Raw genomic sequence first — 17,899 nt, 5'->3', positions numbered from 1 at the left:
GCGCACAACAGAACAGGTGGTCTCACGCGCATACAAAAGAACAGGGAATAGATTCTCCTGCGTGCATACAAAACATGTTAAGTTTCCACAGGTTGTGGGAACGCGCGGAATTACAGCATCGAGCCCTGGAAAGTCGCATATTTCTTTGTGCTTGAGTACAATAGCGTGATCTTCTGCTTGAGCACACGACCGCAGGCGCTGTATGGTACATATGCGAAAAAGGGGGATGTTTTCGGACTCGAATTGCCCAAAATAAAAATTAGGGACAAGGAGTCGCTGTGACATATGGAGCTGCCAATCTGAGCGACGACGGCGCAGGCTCCAAGAGCACGCTTGCCAGCACCGTCTATCAGCAATTGCGTGACGACCTTCTCGGTGGTGTTCTTGAGGCCGAGAGCAAGTTGCGGGTCGAGTGGGTGGTTTCCAAATATGGGGCTGGCGCCTCCCCTGTCCGCGAGGCCCTCAATCGCCTCGCTTCGGAAGGGCTTCTCGGCCGCCACGACCAGCGCGGCTTCTTCATCATGCCGGTCAGCGCGTTGGAACTCGAAGAGCTGACGCGCACGCGCTGCTGGCTCGAGGAGCGGGCGCTTCGCGAATCCATCGCCCACCGCACCGCCGAATGGGAAGAACAACTCGTTCTGGCGCTGCATCGCCTGGGCCGCGCGTCACGTTTTTCGCCGCAGGATCCCGTCTCGCTCAATCCGGATTGGGAACGGCTGCACCGCATCTTCCATAGGGTGCTGATTTCGGCCTGCCGGTCGCAATGGCTGGTGGGATTCTGCGACCAGCTTTCCGATCACGCCTATCGCTACCGGCAAATGGTCAATGACGGCGAAGGCGTCCAACGCGACGATTTCGGCGAGCATCGCCTGATCGCCGAATGTGCCCTTGATGGCAATGCCGACGGCGCCGTCGAGGCATTGATCAACCACTACCAACTGACCGCCGCCATGTGCATGAAACGCCTCAAGCAGGACGAAGCTACAAAGGTGATCGCCGGCAAGGCTGCCCGGCGATAGCGGTCGTTTCCGGCGGTCTTTTATAACCCATTGCTGGTAGCCTGTGGCATCGGCACGGCCGACGTGACCCGCTGTCGGCGGCCTTGACGGCGCGGCCAAGAACCGCGAACTCTTCGCCGCCAAGGCATGCCGCTCCAGGCGCATGTGCAAGGCCCGCCGTTCCGCCACCCCAGGGAAATCTTCATGAGCAATCATCTGTTCGACGCGTTCCGGTCCCGGATGCCGGCGCCTGGGCGCCTGCTGATGGAAACCGATGATGGCCGCTCGCTCAGCTATGGCGACATGCTGGAGCGCTCGGCACAGCTCGCGCATGCGCTCTTGCAACTGGATGTCGAACCCGGCGACCGGGTCGCCGTGCAGGTCGAGAAGAGCCCTGAGGCGGTCCTGCTCTATCTCGCCTGCCTGCGCGCCGGCGCCGTCTTCCTGCCGCTCAACACGGCCTACACATTGACCGAGCTGGAGTATTTCTTCGGCGATGCCGAGCCACGGCTGGTCGTCTGCGATCCGGCAAGGGCGGCCGACATCGGCGCGCTGGCGGAAAAAACGGGCGCCGTCGCCGTCACGCTCGGCCGCGACGGCCAGGGATCGCTGACCGATCAGGCCTCGCGGCTGCCGACGGATTTTCATGACGTGGCGCGCGGGCCGGATGACCTCGCGGCGATCCTCTACACTTCGGGAACCACGGGCCGCTCGAAGGGCGCCATGCTCAGCCACGAGAATCTCGCCTCCAACGCGCGCGTGCTGGTCGAGCACTGGCGCTTCACCGGAGACGACGTGCTGATCCACGCATTGCCGATCTTCCACACACACGGCCTGTTCGTCGCCACCAACGTCATCCTGGTGGCCGGCGGCTCAATGCTGTTCGAGCAGAAGTTCGATCCGGCCCGCATCGTCACGCTTTTGCCGCGCGCCACGGTTCTGATGGGCGTGCCGACTTTCTATGTGCGCCTGCTGCAGCAGGATGGGCTGGGCCGCGAGGCGGCGAAAAACATCCGTGTGTTCATTTCCGGTTCGGCGCCGCTGCTGGCCGAGACGCACAAGGCCTGGCGCGAACGAACCGGCCACGCGATCCTCGAACGCTATGGCATGACCGAGACCAACATGAACACCTCGAACCCCTATGAGGGTGAACGGCGCGCCGGTACGGTCGGTTTCCCCTTGCCCGGCGTCACGCTTCGCATCGCCGATCCCGACAGCGGCGCAGCGCTCGCCCAAGGCGAGGTCGGCATGATCGAGGTCAAGGGCCCAAACGTCTTCGGCGGCTATTGGCGCATGCCGGAGAAGACCAAGGCGGAATTCCGCGCCGACGGCTTCTTCATCACGGGAGATCTCGGCATCATCGATGCCGACGGCTACGTCTACATCGTCGGCCGCGGCAAGGACCTGGTCATTTCCGGCGGCTACAACATCTATCCGACGGAACTCGAAAGCGAGATCGACGCGCTCGACGGGGTTAGCGAAAGCGCCGTCATCGGCGTTGCCCATCCGGATTTCGGCGAAGGCGTCACCGCTGTCGTCGTGCGTGCGCCGGCATCGCGGATCACCGGCGCCGAAATTCTCGGCGCCATCGCCGGACGCGTGGCGAAATACAAGCACCCAAAGCGGGTGATCTTCGTCGACGAACTGCCGCGCAACACCATGGGCAAGGTGCAGAAAAATCTTTTGCGCGAGACATATAAGGATCTCTACACAGCCTGAAATTGGAGGCGCGGCCGGTCGGTCAGCCTTGGGCGCCAGCCTCAAAAACCTTGCCGCCACCGATCCAAACGCTCTTCATGTCGAGATCGTCCGACAGCGAAACGATATCCGCCGCCGTGCCTTTGGCGAAGCGGCCGAGCCGGTGCGACTGGCCGATCGCCTGCGCCGGATAGAGCGAGGCCATGCGCAACGCTTCTGACAGGTCCAGCCCGACAACCCGGTGGACGTATCGAACCGCCGAGATCATGTCGAGATCGGCACCCGCCAGCGTTCCGTCGGCAAGCCGCAAACTGCCATCCTTGCGGTAGATGGTGCGGCCGTTCAGCGTGAATGAGGTCATGTCGGTGCCGATTGTTGCCATGGCGTCGCTGACCAGCACGATCTTGCCGGGACCTTGCTTGGCACGCAGCGCGATCTTGATGGTGGCGGGATCGACATGGATGCCGTCGGCGATAAGACCGGCGGACAAGGTGCCGATGTCGATGGCCGCGCCGGCCAGACCAGGCTCGCGATTGCCGATCTGGCTCATTGCGTTGAACAGATGGGTGACCACGCTCGCGCCGGCTTCGGCGAAGGTGCTGGCGGTGGCGTATCCGGTGTCGGAATGGCCAAGACTGACGATGACGCCGGCCTTGGCGAGTGCCGCGACGCGTGCCGGCTCGACGGATTCCGGCGCTACGGTGGTGAGCAGCACCGGCAGTTTTTGCCGCGCCGCGATCAGCATCGCCTGGTCGGCATCCGACATCGGCCGGATCAGCGCCGGATCATGCGCGCCCTTGCGGGCGATCGACAGATGCGGGCCTTCGAGATGCAGGCCGAGAAAACCGGGCATCTTCCGCAGCGCCGCGGCTTCGCCGGCGGCGACGGCGGCGGCGGTGATGTCGGGCGTGTCGGTGATCAGCGTCGGCAGCAGCGCCGTCGTGCCGAAGGGCGCATGTGCCTTGCAGATGGTTTCGAGCGAGGCGACATCGGGATGGTCGTTGAGCATGACGCCGCCGCCGCCATTGACCTGGAGGTCGACGAAGCCGGGCACGAGCATGCCGCCGCCGGTCTCGATGACGCGGACATCGGCGGCTATGGCACCGGAGGGCAAAATAGCCTCGACGAGGCCGTCGCGCACGACCAGCGCGTGGCCGTCATGCCAGTCGTCGCCGTCGAAAATCCGGGCGCCGGTCAGGGCAAAACGGTCGCTCATAGCGTCTCCGTCACCTTGCGAAGATTGCGCGGCGTGTCCGGATCGAGACCGCGATGGCGGGCAAAGGCCTCGACGAACATGTAGAAGGAAACGATCAGCGCCAGCGGGTCGGTCAGGGGATGGCCGGTGGCGACATGCGGCAGGGGCACGGCACGCTGGGCAAGCGCGGAGGTGACGAACACCGGCGCGCCCTTGGCCGCCAGGCTGTCGGCGGCCTCGGCGACTGATGGCTCCGACGCGTCGCGCGCGGCCAGCGCCAGCACCGGAAAATCGGGGCCGATCAGCGCCAGCGGGCCATGCATGACTTCGGCGGCGCTGTAGGCCTCGGCGTGCATGCCGCAGGTTTCCTTGAATTTCAGCGCCGCCTCGTTGGCCATCGCCGCCGATGGTCCGCGGCCGAGGATGAACAGCGACTTCTGCTTCTCGATCGTTTCGGCCAGCACGCTCATCCAGTCGCAGGTGATCGCCTTGCGGAAATGCTCCGGCAAGCGGGCCAGTGCCGTCAGGAGCGCATCATCGCCGGTGGCATGCGCCATCAAAGCGAGGCCGGCAACGGCGGAATTGATGAAAGTCTTGGTCGCCGCCACGCTGCGCTCGGGGCCGGCCAGTATATCGATGGCGTAATCCGAGGCACGCGCCAGCGGCGAATCGGCGGTGTTGGTGATGGCGATGGTCAGGGCGCCGCCGGCTCGCGCGGTTTCGGCCATGGCAACGATGTCGGGGCTCTTGCCCGACTGCGAGATCGCCAGGCAGGCCGAGCCGGCGAGCCTGAGCTTGCGGCCATAGATCGAGGCGATGGACGGTCCGACCGATGCGACGGCGAGGCCCGCCGTCAGCTCGACGGCATACTTCATGAAGGTCGCGGCATGATCGGACGAGCCGCGCGCCACGGTAACGACAAACTGCGGGTCGCGTTCGCGTATGCCGCGCCCGGCCTCGGTCAATACCGCGCCGGAGCCGTCGAGCAGGCGGGCGACGGCTTGCGGGATCTCCGCGATCTCGCGCCGCATATGGGTCGGCTTCGTTGGCTCTGTACTCATGGTCGGCCCTCTTCGCTTGGCCCCGCCAGCCGCAGTTCGGCGACGAAATCATAGGCGTCGCCCCGGTATATAGAGCGGGTGAATTCGATCACCTTGCCGCTCGCCAGATAGGAAATGCGTTCGATATGCAGGCCGGCGACGCCCGGTGATACTTCGAGCAGGCGCGCGTCGCTGTCGCCGAGATTGGCGGCGGAAATGCGCTGCACAGCCCGCACCGGCCGGTTGCCGGTCAATTCCAGCGCCGCATAGAGCGAGGAGCCTATATCAGCCGGGTCGGGCAATACTCTCGCCGACAGCGAGGCGCGTTCGATCGCCAGCGGCGTGTCATTGGCAATGCGCAGGCGAGCCACCCGAGCCACCAGTTCGCTCGACGACAGGCCGAGCACCATCATCTCGTCGGGCGAGGGCGCGTAAAGGCCGCGATCGAGCCAGGCCGAACGCACCGCCATGCCGCGCCGCGCCATGTCCTCTGTAAATGAGGTCAGCCGCGACAGCGACTGTTCGACGCGCTCCATGCGCGGCGCGACGAACGTGCCGGAACCATGGCGCTGGACCAGTATGCCGCCCTTGACCAGGTCTTGCACCGCCTTGCGCACGGTGACGCGCGAAATGTCGGCCTTGGTGGCGATGTCGCGCTCGGAGGGCAGTGCGTCCCCCGGCCCGATCAGGCCGCGATTGACCGCATCCTCGATGCTCTTGCGAAGCTGCAGGTAGAGCGGCGCGCCGCTCTGCGACGACTGTTTCAGCATGGCGAAGATCTGGTCGGCGGCCTCGCTCATCGAGCCGCCTCCGCGCGTCCAGTGAAAAGGCGGACCGCCATCTGCACGGCGCCGCCCAGCGCGTCGTCGAGCGGCGGCTTGAGCAGCGCCCGGTAGCGGGCCGACAGGCGCGGCGCGTAGAGCGGAGCCAGCCCGCCAAGCAGGCAGAGCGGCGCGTCGTCCGAAAGGTCGAGCGCGCCGAGCGAGGCTTCGACGTCGGCGACCGCCCTGTCGAGGATCCAGTTGGCGATGCTGTCGCCCTTCTCGGCATGCTCGAACACCTTGGGTGCGAAGCCGCCGAAATCGCCGGGCTTGGCATTGGTGGTGAATTCGACCACGTCCTCCGGATTGTTGCGGAAAACGGCCAGCATGCTCAGCGTCAACGGCGAACCCTCGCGGACGCCGTCATAGGCAAGCAGCGTCTGCTCGAGCAGGTCGCGGCCGATGCGGGCGCCGCTGCCCTGGTCGCCGACCTGGAAACCCCAGCCGCCGATGGCGCGCGATTTGCCGTTCTTGCGCGCCATATAGGCGGTGCCGGTGCCGAGGATCGCCATGGCGCCGTCACCGGAGCCGACAGCGCCTTCCAGCGCGATCTCGGCGTCGGTCTCGACGCGGCTGATGCTGAACGGCAGGATCGCTTCGAGCTGCTGCCGGTAGGTGCCGACATTGGCGCCGGCGAGGCCAAGAATTGCCGGTGTCTGCGGGATCAGGTCCGGGTCCTGCCCGGCGTCGATGAACGCCTGCCGCGCCGCCTCGACGATGTTCGACCGGGCGCCGGTCAGATCGGTGCGGATGTTGGCGGCGCCGCTTTTGGCGCGGCCAACAACAGTGCCGTCCGCTGTCGCCAGGGCTGCCCGGCAGCTGGTGCCGCCGCCATCGATTCCGAGCACGAAATTCACACGATTTCTCCTCCGAGAAGATAATACCAATAAAATACCAATAGCCAAGGGTTAATTTCCGGCTCAAAAAAATTAGGGCGTATTTTATTGAATAATCAAGGTATTCCGTCGCTTCGCCGATTTCCAGCCCACGAGTTCGTTAATGCGTGTGGACAAGTGGTATTTTTTTGGTATTGTTCTGGTATTGGAGGAACCGGGATGGCCGAAACGCGCACCGAAGCGCTTCATAAAAATGCCGAGGGGCTGGATATCCAGACTCCGGACGCCATCCTTTCCTATTTGGCCGATGCGCAGATTGAAGCTGCGAAAGTGGTGCGCCATGCCATTCCTTCCATTGCCAGGGCGGCCGAAATCGTCGCCAGCAGACTGAACGGCGGCGGCAAGCTTGCCTACGCGGCGGCCGGCAGCTCGGGCCTGATGGCGCTGGCCGATGCGCTGGAGTTGCCTGGCACCTTCGGCATTCATCGCGACCGCATCGCCATCCTGATCGCCGGCGGCGACGAGGCCTTCCGGACGCTGGCCGGCGGACCGGAAGACGACACCGAGGAGGCCGCGGCAGCGGTCGTCAATGCTGGCCTCGGCAGCAGCGATTGCCTGATCGCCATTTCCGCCAGCGGCACCACACCCTATGCGGTGCGGGCCATCGAGGAAGCCGCTCGCCGTGGTGCAGCGACGATCGGCATCGCCAACAACCGGGACTCGGCGCTGCTTCGCCAGGCGCAAACCGCCATCCTGCTCGAAACGCCGCCGGAGCTGATCGCCGGCTCGACGCGGATGGGCGCCGGCACCGCCCAGAAGATCGCGCTCAACATGCTGTCGACGCTGACCGCGGTCCATCTCGGCCATGTCCATGATGGCTACATGGTCAATCTGATGGCCGACAACATCAAGCTGCGCGACCGCGCGGCGCGCATCGTCGCCGCCGTCAGCGGGCGCGGCACGGACGAAGCGGCCCGCCTGCTCGAGAAGAGCGGCGGCGCGGTCAAGACCGCCATTCTGCTCGCCGCCGGCGCCGACAGTGCCGATGCGGCGCGGAAGATACTGGAAGAGGCCGGCCAGAAGCTGCGGCCGGCCCTTTCCGCTATAGAGGGGAGCAAGGGGCGCACTGCCTCCGTTCTCATCAAAACCGAACCTGAAAAAGGTCAACAGGGAGACTGAGCATGACAACGAAACTACTGACGGCACTGCTTTTGGGCACCAGCATTCTCGGCTCGGCCGGGGTGGCTTATGCCGACGTAACGCTCAACATCGAAAGCTGGCGCGGCGATGACCTTGCCATCTGGAAGGACAAGCTGATCCCGGCGTTCGAAGCCAAGAACCCGGGCATCAAGGTGGTGTTCGCACCGTCGGCTCCGACCGAATATGACGCAGCCCTCGGCGCTAAGCTCGCCGCCGGCTCGGCGGGCGACCTGATCACCTGCCGCCCGTTCGACAAGTCGCTTGAACTGTTCAAGAAGGGCAACCTTGCCGATCTCTCGGCGCTGCCCGGCATGGAAAACTTCTCTCCGGTGGCCAAGTCCGCCTGGCAGACAGACGACGGCAAGGTGAGCTTCTGCGTGCCGATGGCCTCGGTCATCCACGGCTTCATTTACAACAAGGACGCCTTCGACAAGCTCGGCATCAAGGTGCCGGAGACCCGCGACGAGTTCTTCGCCGCGCTCGACAAGATCAAGGCCGACGGCACCTACATCCCGATGGCGATGGGCACCAAGGATCTCTGGGAAGCCGCGACCATGGGCTACCAGAACATCGGCCCCAATTACTGGAAGGGCGAGGACGGCCGCGCGGCGCTGATCAAGGGCGATCAGAAGCTTACCGACAAGGAATGGGTCGCGCCGTTTGAGGAACTGGCCAAGTGGAAGCCTTATCTCGGCGATGGGTTCGAAGCGCAGACCTACCCGGACAGCCAGAACCTGTTCACGCTTGGCCGCGCCGCCATCTACCCGGCTGGCTCGTGGGAAATCGGCCTGTTCAACACCCAGGCCCAGTTCAAGATGGGCGCCTTCCCGCCGCCGGTCGAGAAGGCCGGCGACACCTGCTACATCTCCGACCATACCGATATCGGCATGGGCTTGAACGCGGCTTCGAAAAACGCCGATGCGGCCAAGACCTTCCTGTCCTGGGTCGCCTCGCCGGACTTCGCCACCATCTACGCCAACGCGCTGCCGGGCTTCTTCAGCCTGAACTCCGCGCCGGTGAAGATGGAAGACCCGCTGGCGCAGGAATTCGTCTCCTGGCGCGGCAAGTGCAAATCGACGATCCGCTCGACCTACCAGATCCTGTCGCGCGGCACGCCGAACCTCGAGAACGAGACCTGGGTTGAATCGGCCAACGTCATCAACGGCACCGATACGCCGGAAGCCGCCGCCAAGAAGCTGCAGGCCGGTCTCGACAGCTGGTACAAGCCGGCCAAGTAAGAGCTCAGGCTGAGCGCTGCTTATCTCCCCCCTTGAGGGGGAGATGTCGCCAAAGGCGACAGAGGGGGTCGGTGGAGGCAGGCCGCGACTTGATCGTTGCTGGAAAGCACGGTCAAATGTCGATGGCGCGCTGCCTTGACCGACCCCACCCGCCTCGCTTCGCGAGGCACCCTCCCCTCGAGGGGAGGGAGGCGCCGCGCCTTTGGCGGCATTTGCCAACCTGATCGGCGGGGACCGAACTCATGGCCGCAGAAACACGACCGAAAAGACCATTCCGCTGGCACATCGGCATCTTCCTGGCGCCGGCGGTGCTCGTCTACACGGCGATCATGATCCTGCCGCTCGCCGGCACGCTGCAGCTGTCGCTGTTCCGCAACATCGAGCAGCACCAGGTCTTCGTCGGGCTGGAAAACTTCCGCATGCTGTTCGGCGACCCCAACTGGTCGGTGGGTTTCTGGAACGCGCTCAGGAACAACACCTGGTTCTTCATCATCCACATGGTCGTGCAGAACCCGATCGGCGTCATGCTGGCCGCGTTGCTGTCCAGCCCGAGACTGAGATTCGCGGCCTTCTACCGCACGGCGATCTTCGTGCCCACGATCCTGTCCTTCGTTATCGTCGGCTTCGCCTGGAAGCTGATCCTGTCGCCGCTGTGGGGCGTGGCACCGCATCTGATGGACCTTGTCGGCCTGAAAAGCCTGTTCACGCCGTGGTTGGGCAAGGAGCAATATGCGCTGACCGCGCTCAGCCTGATCTCGGTGTGGCAGTTCGTCGGCATCCCGATGATGCTGATCTACGCAGCCCTGCTGTCGATCCCCGAAGAGGTGATCGAGGCCGCCGAATGCGACGGCATCACCGGCCTGTCGCAATTCTGGAAGATCAAGCTGCCGCTGATCCTGCCGGCGATCGGCATCATTTCGATCCTCACCTTCGTCGGCAATTTCAACGCCTTCGATCTGATCTACACCGCGCAAGGGGCGCTCGCCGGGCCGAACTACTCGACCGACATTCTCGGCACCTTCCTCTATCGCGCCTTCTTCGGTTTCCAGCTGCAGGTGGGCGACCCCAATATGGGCGCGGCGATCGCCACGATGATGTTCCTGATCATCCTCGGCGGCGTCTGCGTCTACCTCTTCCTCGTGCAGACGCGCCTGCGTCGCTATCAGTTCTGAGGGGGGTAGAATGTCGAGCTTGAACACCCCCCTCTGGCCTGCCGGCCATCTCCCCCGCAAGGGGGGAGATCGGATGTCATTTCGGCCTTCGCCAATCTCCAGCGTTGCAAGATGTGCGGCAACGCTAAAACTGCCAATCTCCCCCCTTGCGGGGGAGATGTCCGGCAGGACAGAGGGGGGTGCTTGGGCGCCGACCCTACCAGCCGCAGCTCGTCAGGAGACCTCCCAATGAGCACCGCGACCCATTCCGTGCCCCGCACCATCGGCGCCCACGCGATCCTACTGACCTACACGGGGATCGCGCTGTTTCCGGTGATCCTCGTCATCATGAACTCGTTCAAGTCGCGCGCCGGCATCTTCGGTGCGCCGCTGACGCCGCCGACGCCAAAGACGTTCGACCTGATCGGCTACACGACGGTGATCGGCCAGGGCGATTTCATCCATTATTTCCAGAACAGCCTCGTCGTCACCGTCGCCTCGCTGTTCTTCGTGCTTTTGTTCGGCGCCATGGCGGCGTTCGCACTGTCGGAATACCGCTTTCGCGGCAATTCGCTGATGGGCCTCTATCTGGCGCTCGGCATCATGATCCCGATCCGGCTCGGCACCGTCGCCATCCTGCAATTGATGGTGGCGAGCGGGCTGGTCAACACGTTGACGGCACTGATCCTGGTCTACACCGCGCAAGGCCTGCCGCTGGCCGTCTTCATCCTGTCTGAATTCATGAAGCAGGTCTCCGACGATCTGAAGAATGCCGGCCGTATCGACGGCCTCTCCGAATACACCATCTTTTTCCGCCTGGTGCTGCCGCTGGTGCGGCCATCGATGGCGACGGTCGCCGTCTTCACCATGATCCCGATCTGGAACGATCTGTGGTTCCCGCTGATCCTGGCGCCGTCGGAAGAGACCAAGACGGTGACACTCGGCGCGCAGCTGTTCCTCGGCCAGTTCGTCACCAACTGGAACGCCATCCTGGCCGCACTGTCGCTGGCCATCATGCCGGTGCTGATCCTCTACGTCATCTTCTCGCGGCAGCTTATCCGCGGCATCACGTCTGGAGCCGTCAAGTGAGTTCTGAAACACCCCTGCGCGTTGTCGTTGCCGGCCTCGGCAATATGGGCCGTAGCCATGCTCTGGCCTATCACACCAATCCGGGCTTCGAGATCGCCGCGCTGGTCAACCGCTCGGACGTGCCGTTGCCGGAAGGGCTTTCCGGCTATGGCATCAGGCGCTCCTTCGACGAAGCGCTGCGCGACGAAAAGCCCGATATCGCCTGCATCGCCACCTATTCCGACAGCCATGCCGACTATGCGGTGAAGGCGTTCGAGGCCGGCTGCCATGTCTTCGTCGAAAAGCCGCTGGCAACGACCGTGGCCGACGCCAAACGCGTCGTCGCGGCGGCCACGGCCAACGGCAAGAAGCTGGTGATCGGCTACATCCTGCGCCATCATCCGTCCTGGATCAGGCTGATCGCCGAGGCGCGCAAGCTCGGCGGCCCCTATGTCTTCCGCATGAACCTTAACCAGCAATCCTCAGGGCCTACCTGGGAGACGCACAAGCAGTTGATGCGGACGACCTCGCCGATCGTCGACTGCGGCGTTCACTATCTCGACGTCATGCTGCAGATCACCGATGCCAGGCCGGTCGAGGTGCGCGGCATGGGCGTGCGGCTGACCGAGGAGGTCGCGCCCTCCATGTACAATTACGGCCACCTGCAGGTGCTGTTCGATGACGGGTCGGTCGGCTGGTACGAGGCCGGTTGGGGGCCGATGATTTCGGAGACGGCTTTCTTCGTGAAGGACGTCATCTCTCCCAATGGCTGCGTGTCGATCGTGATGAAGGAAGGCGTGAAGTCGGATGACATCGACACCCACACCAAGACCTCGACCATCCGCCTGCACAGTGCCGCGACCGGAGCGGATGGCAAATTCGCCGGGCCGGACGAAATGCTGTCGATGGAAGGCGAGCCCGGCCACCAGGACCTCTGCGACCTCGAACAGGCCTTCGTGCTGAAAGCGATCCGCGAGGATCTGGATCTGACCAAACACATGGACGACGCGGTCAAGTCGCTCGCCGTCTGCCTCGCCGCCGACGAGAGCGTGCGCAGTGGCGCAGCCATCAAACTCTAGAACAGGGACGAAGCCGTGGGCTCGCTGAACATCGAGAACGTGAAGAAGGCCTTCGGGCCGGTCGAGGTGCTGAAGGGCATCAACCTCGAAGTGAATGACGGCGAATTCGTCGTCTTCGTCGGCCCGTCCGGCTGCGGCAAGTCGACCTTGCTCCGGGTTATTGCCGGGCTGGAGGATTCGACCTCGGGCCGGGTGGTCATCGACGGTCAGGATGTCTCGGCCACGCCGCCGGCCAAGCGCGGCATCGCCATGGTGTTCCAGACCTATGCGCTCTACCCGCATCTGACGGTGAAGAACAATATGGGCCTCGGGCTGAAGCAGGCCGGCACGCCGGCGGCCGAGATCGATCGCCGCATCGGCATCGCCTCGTCGATGCTGTCTCTGGAACCCTACCTCGAGAGACGGCCGGCCGAACTCTCCGGCGGCCAGCGCCAGCGCGTCGCCATCGGCCGCGCCGTGGTGCGCGAGCCGAAGCTGTTCCTGTTCGACGAACCGTTGTCGAACCTCGACGCTGCGCTGCGCGTCAACACGCGGCTGGAGATCGCGCAACTGCATCGCCGGCTGAAAGCGACGATGATCTACGTCACCCACGACCAGGTCGAGGCGATGACGCTGGCCGACAAGATCGTCGTGCTCAATGCCGGCAGGATCGAGCAGATCGGCGGTCCGATGGAGCTCTACAATTCGCCGGCAAATGAGTTCGTCGCCGGCTTCATCGGCTCACCGAAGATGAATTTCGTCGACGGCGCCCGTCTCGGCGAAACCGCCAAGACCATCGGCGTGCGGCCGGAACATCTGACCGTCGATCCGAAATCCGGCGCCTGGAAGGGTACGGTCGTGCATGCCGAGCATCTCGGCGCCGACACCAATCTCTATCTCGACTGCGAGAAGGCCGGGTTGATCACAGTGCGCATTTTCGGGGTATACGATGCAGAACCGGGCGCCACGCTCTATGCGACGCCGGACCCGGCGAAGACCTATCGATTTGGGGCGGATGGGAAGGTGCTGAAGTAGTATCGCAGCATAGGCTGGCGCTGCCCCTCATCCGCCTGCCGGCACCTTCTCCCCGTATAGTGACGGGGAGAAGGGAGATAGCTCAAGCGCTGGCGATTGGCGAAAGCATCAACGGCAGCGTCCTTCTCCCCGTTCAACGGGGAGAAGATGGCGGCAGCCAGATGAGGGGCGGCGCGAGCCTCCGAAATATCGCTCCTACACGTCAGCCTTGAACGTCTGCTTCTGCTGACCCAAGCCTTCAATGCCGAGTTCCACCACATCACCAGCCTTCAAGAACACCGGCGGCTTCATGCCGAGGCCAACGCCGGGCGGCGTGCCGGTGGAGATGATGTCGCCGGGGTGCAGCGACATGAACTGGCTGAGGTAGGACACCAGATACTTGACGCCGTAGACCATGGTCCTGGTCGAGCCGTTCTGCATCGTCTTGCCGTTGACCGTCAGCCACATCTTGAGGTTCTGCGGGTCGGCCACTTCATCCTTGGTCACCAGCCACGGGCCGGTGGGTCCGAAGGTGTCGCAGGACTTGCCCTTGGTCCACTGGCCCTGCCGCTCGGCCTGGAAGGCCCGCTCCGACACGTCATGGGCAACGCTGTAGCCGGCGACATAGTCCAGCGCGTCGGCTTCGCTGACATATTTCGCCGTCCTGCCGATGACCACGGCCAACTCGACCTCCCAGTCGGTCTTGTCAGAGCCGCGCGGGATCAGCACGTCGTCATCCGGCCCGACAATGGCCGAGCTTGCCTTCATGAAGATGATCGGTTCCGGCGGCACGGTGGCGCCGGTTTCGGCGGCATGGTCGGAATAGTTGAGGCCGATGCAGATGAACTTGCCGGTGCCGGCGACGCAGGCGCCGAGGCGCGGGCTGCCGGGAACGGCCGGCAGCGACTTCGGATCGAGCTTGGCCAGATCAGCCAGCGCCGCCGGATCGAGCGCCTTGCCGCCGATATCGCTGACGTGAGCGGACAGATCGCGGATGGTGCCATCGGCATCGAGCAGACCTGGGCGCTCGCTTCCCACCTCGCCATAGCGCAGCAGTTTCATGCATCTTCTCCTGATTGCGGCCAACGGCCGTTTACAATTTCGCTCCGTCGCCGCGACGACGTGGTTCTGGGCGGGCGGAACCTAGCCAGTGGATGGTGGCCGGGCAAGCGTGGATGCCACGCCTGATGTCGGGCGAACCATCATTTTCAGACCTTTGGAACAAGGTACCGATCTTCTCGAGCGGGGCGCTCTAGATCGACCAGCCGCCGTCGATATTGTAGGCCTGCCCGGACGTATAGGTGGCGCCGGCCAGATAGACGGCGAGATCGGCGATTTCCTCCGGCGTGCCGAGCCGGCCCATCGGCTGGCGGGCGATGAAGGCGGCGCGGGCGGCCTCATAGTCGCCTTGCGCGTGCATGCGGTCCTGCAGCGACGGGCTCTCGACCGTGCCGGGGCAAATGGCGTTGCAGCGTATGCCCTTGCCGACATAATCGGCGGCGATCGCCTTGGTCAGGCCGATGACGGCGGCCTTGGTGACGCCATAGGCGAAGCGGTTGGGCACGCCTTTGCCGGCGCCGGCGACCGAGGACATGTTGATGATCGATCCGTCGCCGCGCTCCAGCATGCCGGGCAGCACGGCCCGCACGGTGCGGATCATGGCGCGGACATTGAGGTTGAAGGCGAAGTCGAGATCGGCGTCCTTCATTTCGAGGATCGAGCCGGAATGGACGAACCCGGCGCAGTTGAACAGCACGTCGACGGCACCGATCTCGGCGAAGGCGGCGTTGACGGCCTCGTCGTTGAGCACATCGAGCTTGCGGGTCTTGATGCTGGATGTCTTGGCGAGCTCAGCCAGCAGCACCTCGTTGATGTCGGTGGCATGGACGACGGCACCTGCCTTGGCGAAGGCCAGCGCACTCGCCTTGCCGATGCCTTGCGCCGCTGCCGTGACGACAACGACCTTGCCTGCCAGATCCGCCATGCTGTTCTCCTCGTCCGCTTGGGTCATCCGCATTTACCGGCGGCTGGCCAAGACGTCATGTGCCGGTCACGCGCCATCGGGTGGCCCGCGCCATCGCCGGTTCACTGATAAAGATGTTTTTTCTCGTTAAAGAACATCTGTCCGAGCGTCAAGCCCGAACACGATCACCATCGCGATAGCCACGGGGGCTCAATCGCCGTAGGGCACCCACACATTCTTCACCTCGACGGCCCGGCGCAGGAAGGCGTCGCCGGCAGCCTCGTCGGACGCCCAGTCGAGGCCGCGGCCATTGCCGCTCCAGACGCGCTTGAGGTTGCCGATCGACTCGGCTTCCGCCTTGGCGCAGGTGTCGGCGTCGGCGAAGACCCACAGTCCGTCGACATCGTCGTGCTTGGCCAGCACGCCGGCAAGTTCGGCCGTGCGGCCAGTGACGATGTTGATGGCGCCGGCCGGAACGTCGGAATATTCGATGACCTGATAGAGATCGGTCGCCAGCAGCGGATAGCGCTCGGACGGCACTGCCACCACCGTGTTGCCCATCGCCAGCGCCGGTGCGACCAGCGAGATCAGACCCAGCAGCGGCGAGGTGTCAGGCGCGACGATGCCGACCACGCCGACCGGCTCATGCAGTGCCAACGTGACAGCGCGCGCTGGCGGCTGGTGCACGCGGCCCTCGAACTTGTCGGCAAGACCGGCATAGAGGAACAGGCGTTCGATCGACTGCTCGACCTCGTCGCGCGCCGCCTTGGCGGAGACGCCCGTGAGTTGCACGAGACGCGCCGAGAACTCGCCGGCGCGGCCGGAAAGGTTCTCGGCCAGATAATAGAGCACCTGGCACCTGTTATAGGCGGTCGCCTCCGGCCATGCCTTGCAGGCGCGGGCGGCGGAGACGGCATCGCGGATGTCCTTGCGGCTGCCGAGACCGACCTCGCCGGCAAGCTTGCCCTTGGCGGTGGCGACCGCCAGCGAGTAATTGCCGTCCGGGCGAACCTGCTTGCCGCCGATGAACAGCTTTGCCGTGCGGTCGATCGCGTCGCCGTCGGATTGCTCGACCGGTTGCGCCGAGATCGTCGCCGGCTTGATGACCGGGCCGAGCGGCAGTTTCGCCGCGAGATATTCGAACATGCCCTCGCGTCCGCCCTCGCGTCCGAAGCCGCTTTCGCGATAGCCGCCGAAGCCACAGGCGGCGTCGAACATGTTGGTGCCGTTGACCCAGACGACGCCTGCCTTCAGCTGCGGCGCGACATGCAAAGCGAGGTTGACGTTTTCGCTCCACACCGAAGCCGCCAGCCCATAGCGCGTGTTGTTGGCAAGCTCGATCGCTTCCTCGGTGTTGCGGAAGGTCATGGTCGCCAGCACCGGGCCGAACACCTCCTCCTGCGCCAGGATGTTAGCCGGCGAAACACCTGTGGCGAGCGTCGGCAGATGATAGTAGCCGGTGGACGGCAGCGCCGCATCCGGCTGCCAGCAGACGGCGCCCTGTCTGGCGCCCTCGGCAACCAGACCCTTGACCCGGTCGAGCTGTGTCAAGTCGACCAGCGGGCCGATGTCGGTGTTCTTGTCGAGCGGGCTGCCGACGCGCAGCCGGCTCATCCGCGCCTTGACCTTGGCGATCAAGGCATCGGCAATGCCTTCCTGCACCAAGAGCCGCGATCCGGCGCAGCAGACCTGGCCCTGGTTGAACCAGATGCCGTCGACCAAGCCTTCGACCGCGCTGTCGAGATCGGCGTCCTCGAAGACGATGAAGGCCGACTTGCCGCCGAGCTCCAGCGACAGTTTTTTCCCGGTCCCCGCCGTGGCTTTCCTGATGACCTTGCCAACCTCGGAAGAGCCGGTGAAGGCGATCTTCTGGATGCCGGGGTGGTTGACGATGGCCGCGCCGGCCTCAGGCCCGCCCTGGACGATGTTGACGACGCCTTTCGGTACGCCGGCGCGCTCACAGATTTCGGCGAACAGGATTGATGTCAGCGGCGTGAACTCGGCCGGCTTCAGCACCACCGTGCAGCCGGCGGCGAGTGCGGGCGCGATCTTCCAGGCCAGCATCAGCAGCGGAAAATTCCACGGGATGATCTGGCCGACGACGCCGACACCCTTGTGGCCGGGGAAATCCCTGTCCAGCGCCTGTGCCCAGCCGGCATGGTGGATGAAATGACGGATCGCCAGCGGCACGTCGATGTCGCGGCTTTCGCGGATCGGCTTGCCATTGTCGATTGTCTCAAGCACCGCGAACAGGCGCTGATGGCGCTGCATGGCGCGGCCGATGGCATAGAGCACTTTGGCGCGTTGGTAGCCTGAAAATGCCGACCATTTCGGCAGCGCCTTGGCGGCCGCCGCAACCGCCGCGTCGATGTCGGCGGCAGTGGCGTCCGCGACCTTGGCCAGCAGCGTGCCGGAAGACGGTTCGCTGGTGTCGAAAGTCTTGCCGCCGGACGCGGCTTTCCACTCGCCGCCGATGAACAGCGCCTTGCCGAAATCGCGCGCGGCAAGCCATGCATCGGCCTCGTTGCGAGCTTCCGGCGCCGGGCCGTAATCCATGGCGTGATAGCGGTCGAGAATGTTCATGGATCGCTCCAGATAATTGTCTTGGAAGGCGTTCTT

At 64.4% G+C, this 17,899-nt stretch carries 15 protein-coding genes; 8 read left to right on the top strand and 7 right to left on the bottom strand.

Going from position 1 to position 17,899, the window contains the following annotated elements; all coding sequences use genetic code 11:
- The first annotated feature begins 278 nt into the window (after nucleotides 1-278).
- Both NKG99_RS19545 and NKG99_RS19540 read left to right on the top strand, forming a co-directional pair.
- Nucleotides 279-1,019 carry a GntR family transcriptional regulator gene (locus NKG99_RS19545; protein WP_352870269.1) on the top strand — a complete coding sequence of 247 codons (741 nt, stop codon included), beginning with the start codon at nucleotides 279-281 and terminating at the stop codon, nucleotides 1,017-1,019.
- A gap of 183 nt (nucleotides 1,020-1,202) precedes the next feature.
- Complete coding sequence (locus tag NKG99_RS19540; RefSeq protein WP_352870268.1) at nucleotides 1,203-2,717, top strand: malonate--CoA ligase; 1,515 nt, start codon at nucleotides 1,203-1,205, stop codon at nucleotides 2,715-2,717.
- 22 nt (nucleotides 2,718-2,739) lie between these two features.
- Here the strand turns inward: NKG99_RS19540 and nagA are convergent, their stop codons facing one another.
- Genes nagA through NKG99_RS19520 form a run of 4 tightly spaced genes read right to left on the bottom strand, consistent with a single transcriptional unit; the run spans nucleotide 2,740 to nucleotide 6,609 of the window.
- On the bottom strand, nucleotides 2,740-3,912 hold the full coding sequence (gene nagA / locus NKG99_RS19535) for an N-acetylglucosamine-6-phosphate deacetylase (protein ID WP_352870267.1): 1,173 nt from the start codon (nucleotides 3,910-3,912) through the stop codon (nucleotides 2,740-2,742).
- Complete coding sequence (locus NKG99_RS19530; protein ID WP_352870266.1) at nucleotides 3,909-4,952, bottom strand: SIS domain-containing protein; 1,044 nt, start codon at nucleotides 4,950-4,952, stop codon at nucleotides 3,909-3,911. The genes nagA and NKG99_RS19530 overlap by 4 nt, the downstream gene beginning before the upstream one ends.
- Entirely contained in the window at nucleotides 4,949-5,731 is a 783-nt protein-coding gene (locus tag NKG99_RS19525) for a GntR family transcriptional regulator (RefSeq protein WP_352870265.1), read from the bottom strand. The genes NKG99_RS19530 and NKG99_RS19525 overlap by 4 nt, the downstream gene beginning before the upstream one ends.
- Complete coding sequence (locus tag NKG99_RS19520) at nucleotides 5,728-6,609, bottom strand: glucosamine kinase nucleotide-binding domain-containing protein (RefSeq protein WP_352870264.1); 882 nt, start codon at nucleotides 6,607-6,609, stop codon at nucleotides 5,728-5,730. Before NKG99_RS19520 ends, NKG99_RS19525 begins: the two co-directional genes overlap by 4 nt.
- Before the next feature lie 198 nt (nucleotides 6,610-6,807).
- Between NKG99_RS19520 and NKG99_RS19515 the strand changes: the two genes are divergently transcribed.
- From NKG99_RS19515 to NKG99_RS19490, 6 genes are all read left to right on the top strand, one after another.
- On the top strand, nucleotides 6,808-7,767 hold the full coding sequence (locus NKG99_RS19515) for an N-acetylmuramic acid 6-phosphate etherase (protein ID WP_352870263.1): 960 nt from the start codon (nucleotides 6,808-6,810) through the stop codon (nucleotides 7,765-7,767).
- 2 nt (nucleotides 7,768-7,769) lie between these two features.
- Entirely contained in the window at nucleotides 7,770-9,026 is a 1,257-nt protein-coding gene (locus NKG99_RS19510; RefSeq protein WP_352870262.1) for an ABC transporter substrate-binding protein, read from the top strand.
- Between the two features lie 242 nt (nucleotides 9,027-9,268).
- Entirely contained in the window at nucleotides 9,269-10,198 is a 930-nt protein-coding gene (locus NKG99_RS19505; RefSeq protein WP_352870261.1) for a carbohydrate ABC transporter permease, read from the top strand.
- A gap of 228 nt (nucleotides 10,199-10,426) precedes the next feature.
- On the top strand, nucleotides 10,427-11,266 hold the full coding sequence (locus NKG99_RS19500) for a carbohydrate ABC transporter permease (RefSeq protein WP_352870260.1): 840 nt from the start codon (nucleotides 10,427-10,429) through the stop codon (nucleotides 11,264-11,266).
- Complete coding sequence (locus NKG99_RS19495; protein WP_352870259.1) at nucleotides 11,263-12,324, top strand: Gfo/Idh/MocA family protein; 1,062 nt, start codon at nucleotides 11,263-11,265, stop codon at nucleotides 12,322-12,324. Before NKG99_RS19500 ends, NKG99_RS19495 begins: the two co-directional genes overlap by 4 nt.
- A gap of 15 nt (nucleotides 12,325-12,339) precedes the next feature.
- The gene (locus NKG99_RS19490; RefSeq protein WP_352870258.1) at nucleotides 12,340-13,338 is read left to right on the top strand and encodes an ABC transporter ATP-binding protein; all 999 of its coding nucleotides are present in this window, start codon (nucleotides 12,340-12,342) and stop codon (nucleotides 13,336-13,338) included.
- 195 nt (nucleotides 13,339-13,533) lie between these two features.
- On the opposite strand, the gene NKG99_RS19485 is transcribed toward NKG99_RS19490, so the two are convergent.
- From NKG99_RS19485 to NKG99_RS19475, 3 genes are all read right to left on the bottom strand, one after another.
- The gene (locus tag NKG99_RS19485; RefSeq protein ID WP_352870257.1) at nucleotides 13,534-14,379 is read right to left on the bottom strand and encodes a fumarylacetoacetate hydrolase family protein; all 846 of its coding nucleotides are present in this window, start codon (nucleotides 14,377-14,379) and stop codon (nucleotides 13,534-13,536) included.
- A 190-nt stretch (nucleotides 14,380-14,569) separates the two neighbouring features.
- The gene (locus NKG99_RS19480) at nucleotides 14,570-15,301 is read right to left on the bottom strand and encodes an SDR family oxidoreductase (protein ID WP_352870256.1); all 732 of its coding nucleotides are present in this window, start codon (nucleotides 15,299-15,301) and stop codon (nucleotides 14,570-14,572) included.
- A gap of 189 nt (nucleotides 15,302-15,490) precedes the next feature.
- Nucleotides 15,491-17,863 (bottom strand): aldehyde dehydrogenase family protein, encoded by a 2,373-nt coding sequence (locus NKG99_RS19475; RefSeq protein ID WP_352870255.1) that lies wholly within the window; start codon nucleotides 17,861-17,863, stop codon nucleotides 15,491-15,493.
- Nucleotides 17,864-17,899 lie beyond the last annotated feature (36 nt).

The sequence above is a fragment of the Mesorhizobium sp. M1409 genome, assembly GCF_040317535.1.
In the GTDB taxonomy this organism is placed as follows: Bacteria; Pseudomonadota; Alphaproteobacteria; order Rhizobiales; family Rhizobiaceae; genus Mesorhizobium.
This window is presented reverse-complemented; position numbering and strand designations above follow the sequence as displayed.

Bases quoted from the DNA above. Each gene is read 5' to 3' on its own strand.
- NKG99_RS19540 (WP_352870268.1), top strand. From the start codon at position 1,203: ATGAGCAATCATCTGTTCGACGCGTTCCGGTCCCGGATGCCGGCGCCT.
- nagA (WP_352870267.1), bottom strand. From the start codon at position 3,912: ATGAGCGACCGTTTTGCCCTGACCGGCGCCCGGATTTTCGACGGCGAC.
- NKG99_RS19530 (WP_352870266.1), bottom strand. From the start codon at position 4,952: ATGAGTACAGAGCCAACGAAGCCGACCCATATGCGGCGCGAGATCGCG.
- NKG99_RS19525 (WP_352870265.1), bottom strand. From the start codon at position 5,731: ATGAGCGAGGCCGCCGACCAGATCTTCGCCATGCTGAAACAGTCGTCG.
- NKG99_RS19515 (WP_352870263.1), top strand. From the start codon at position 6,808: ATGGCCGAAACGCGCACCGAAGCGCTTCATAAAAATGCCGAGGGGCTG.
- NKG99_RS19510 (WP_352870262.1), top strand. From the start codon at position 7,770: ATGACAACGAAACTACTGACGGCACTGCTTTTGGGCACCAGCATTCTC.
- NKG99_RS19505 (WP_352870261.1), top strand. From the start codon at position 9,269: ATGGCCGCAGAAACACGACCGAAAAGACCATTCCGCTGGCACATCGGC.
- NKG99_RS19500 (WP_352870260.1), top strand. From the start codon at position 10,427: ATGAGCACCGCGACCCATTCCGTGCCCCGCACCATCGGCGCCCACGCG.
- NKG99_RS19485 (WP_352870257.1), bottom strand. From the start codon at position 14,379: ATGAAACTGCTGCGCTATGGCGAGGTGGGAAGCGAGCGCCCAGGTCTG.
- NKG99_RS19480 (WP_352870256.1), bottom strand. From the start codon at position 15,301: ATGGCGGATCTGGCAGGCAAGGTCGTTGTCGTCACGGCAGCGGCGCAA.
- NKG99_RS19475 (WP_352870255.1), bottom strand. From the start codon at position 17,863: ATGAACATTCTCGACCGCTATCACGCCATGGATTACGGCCCGGCGCCG.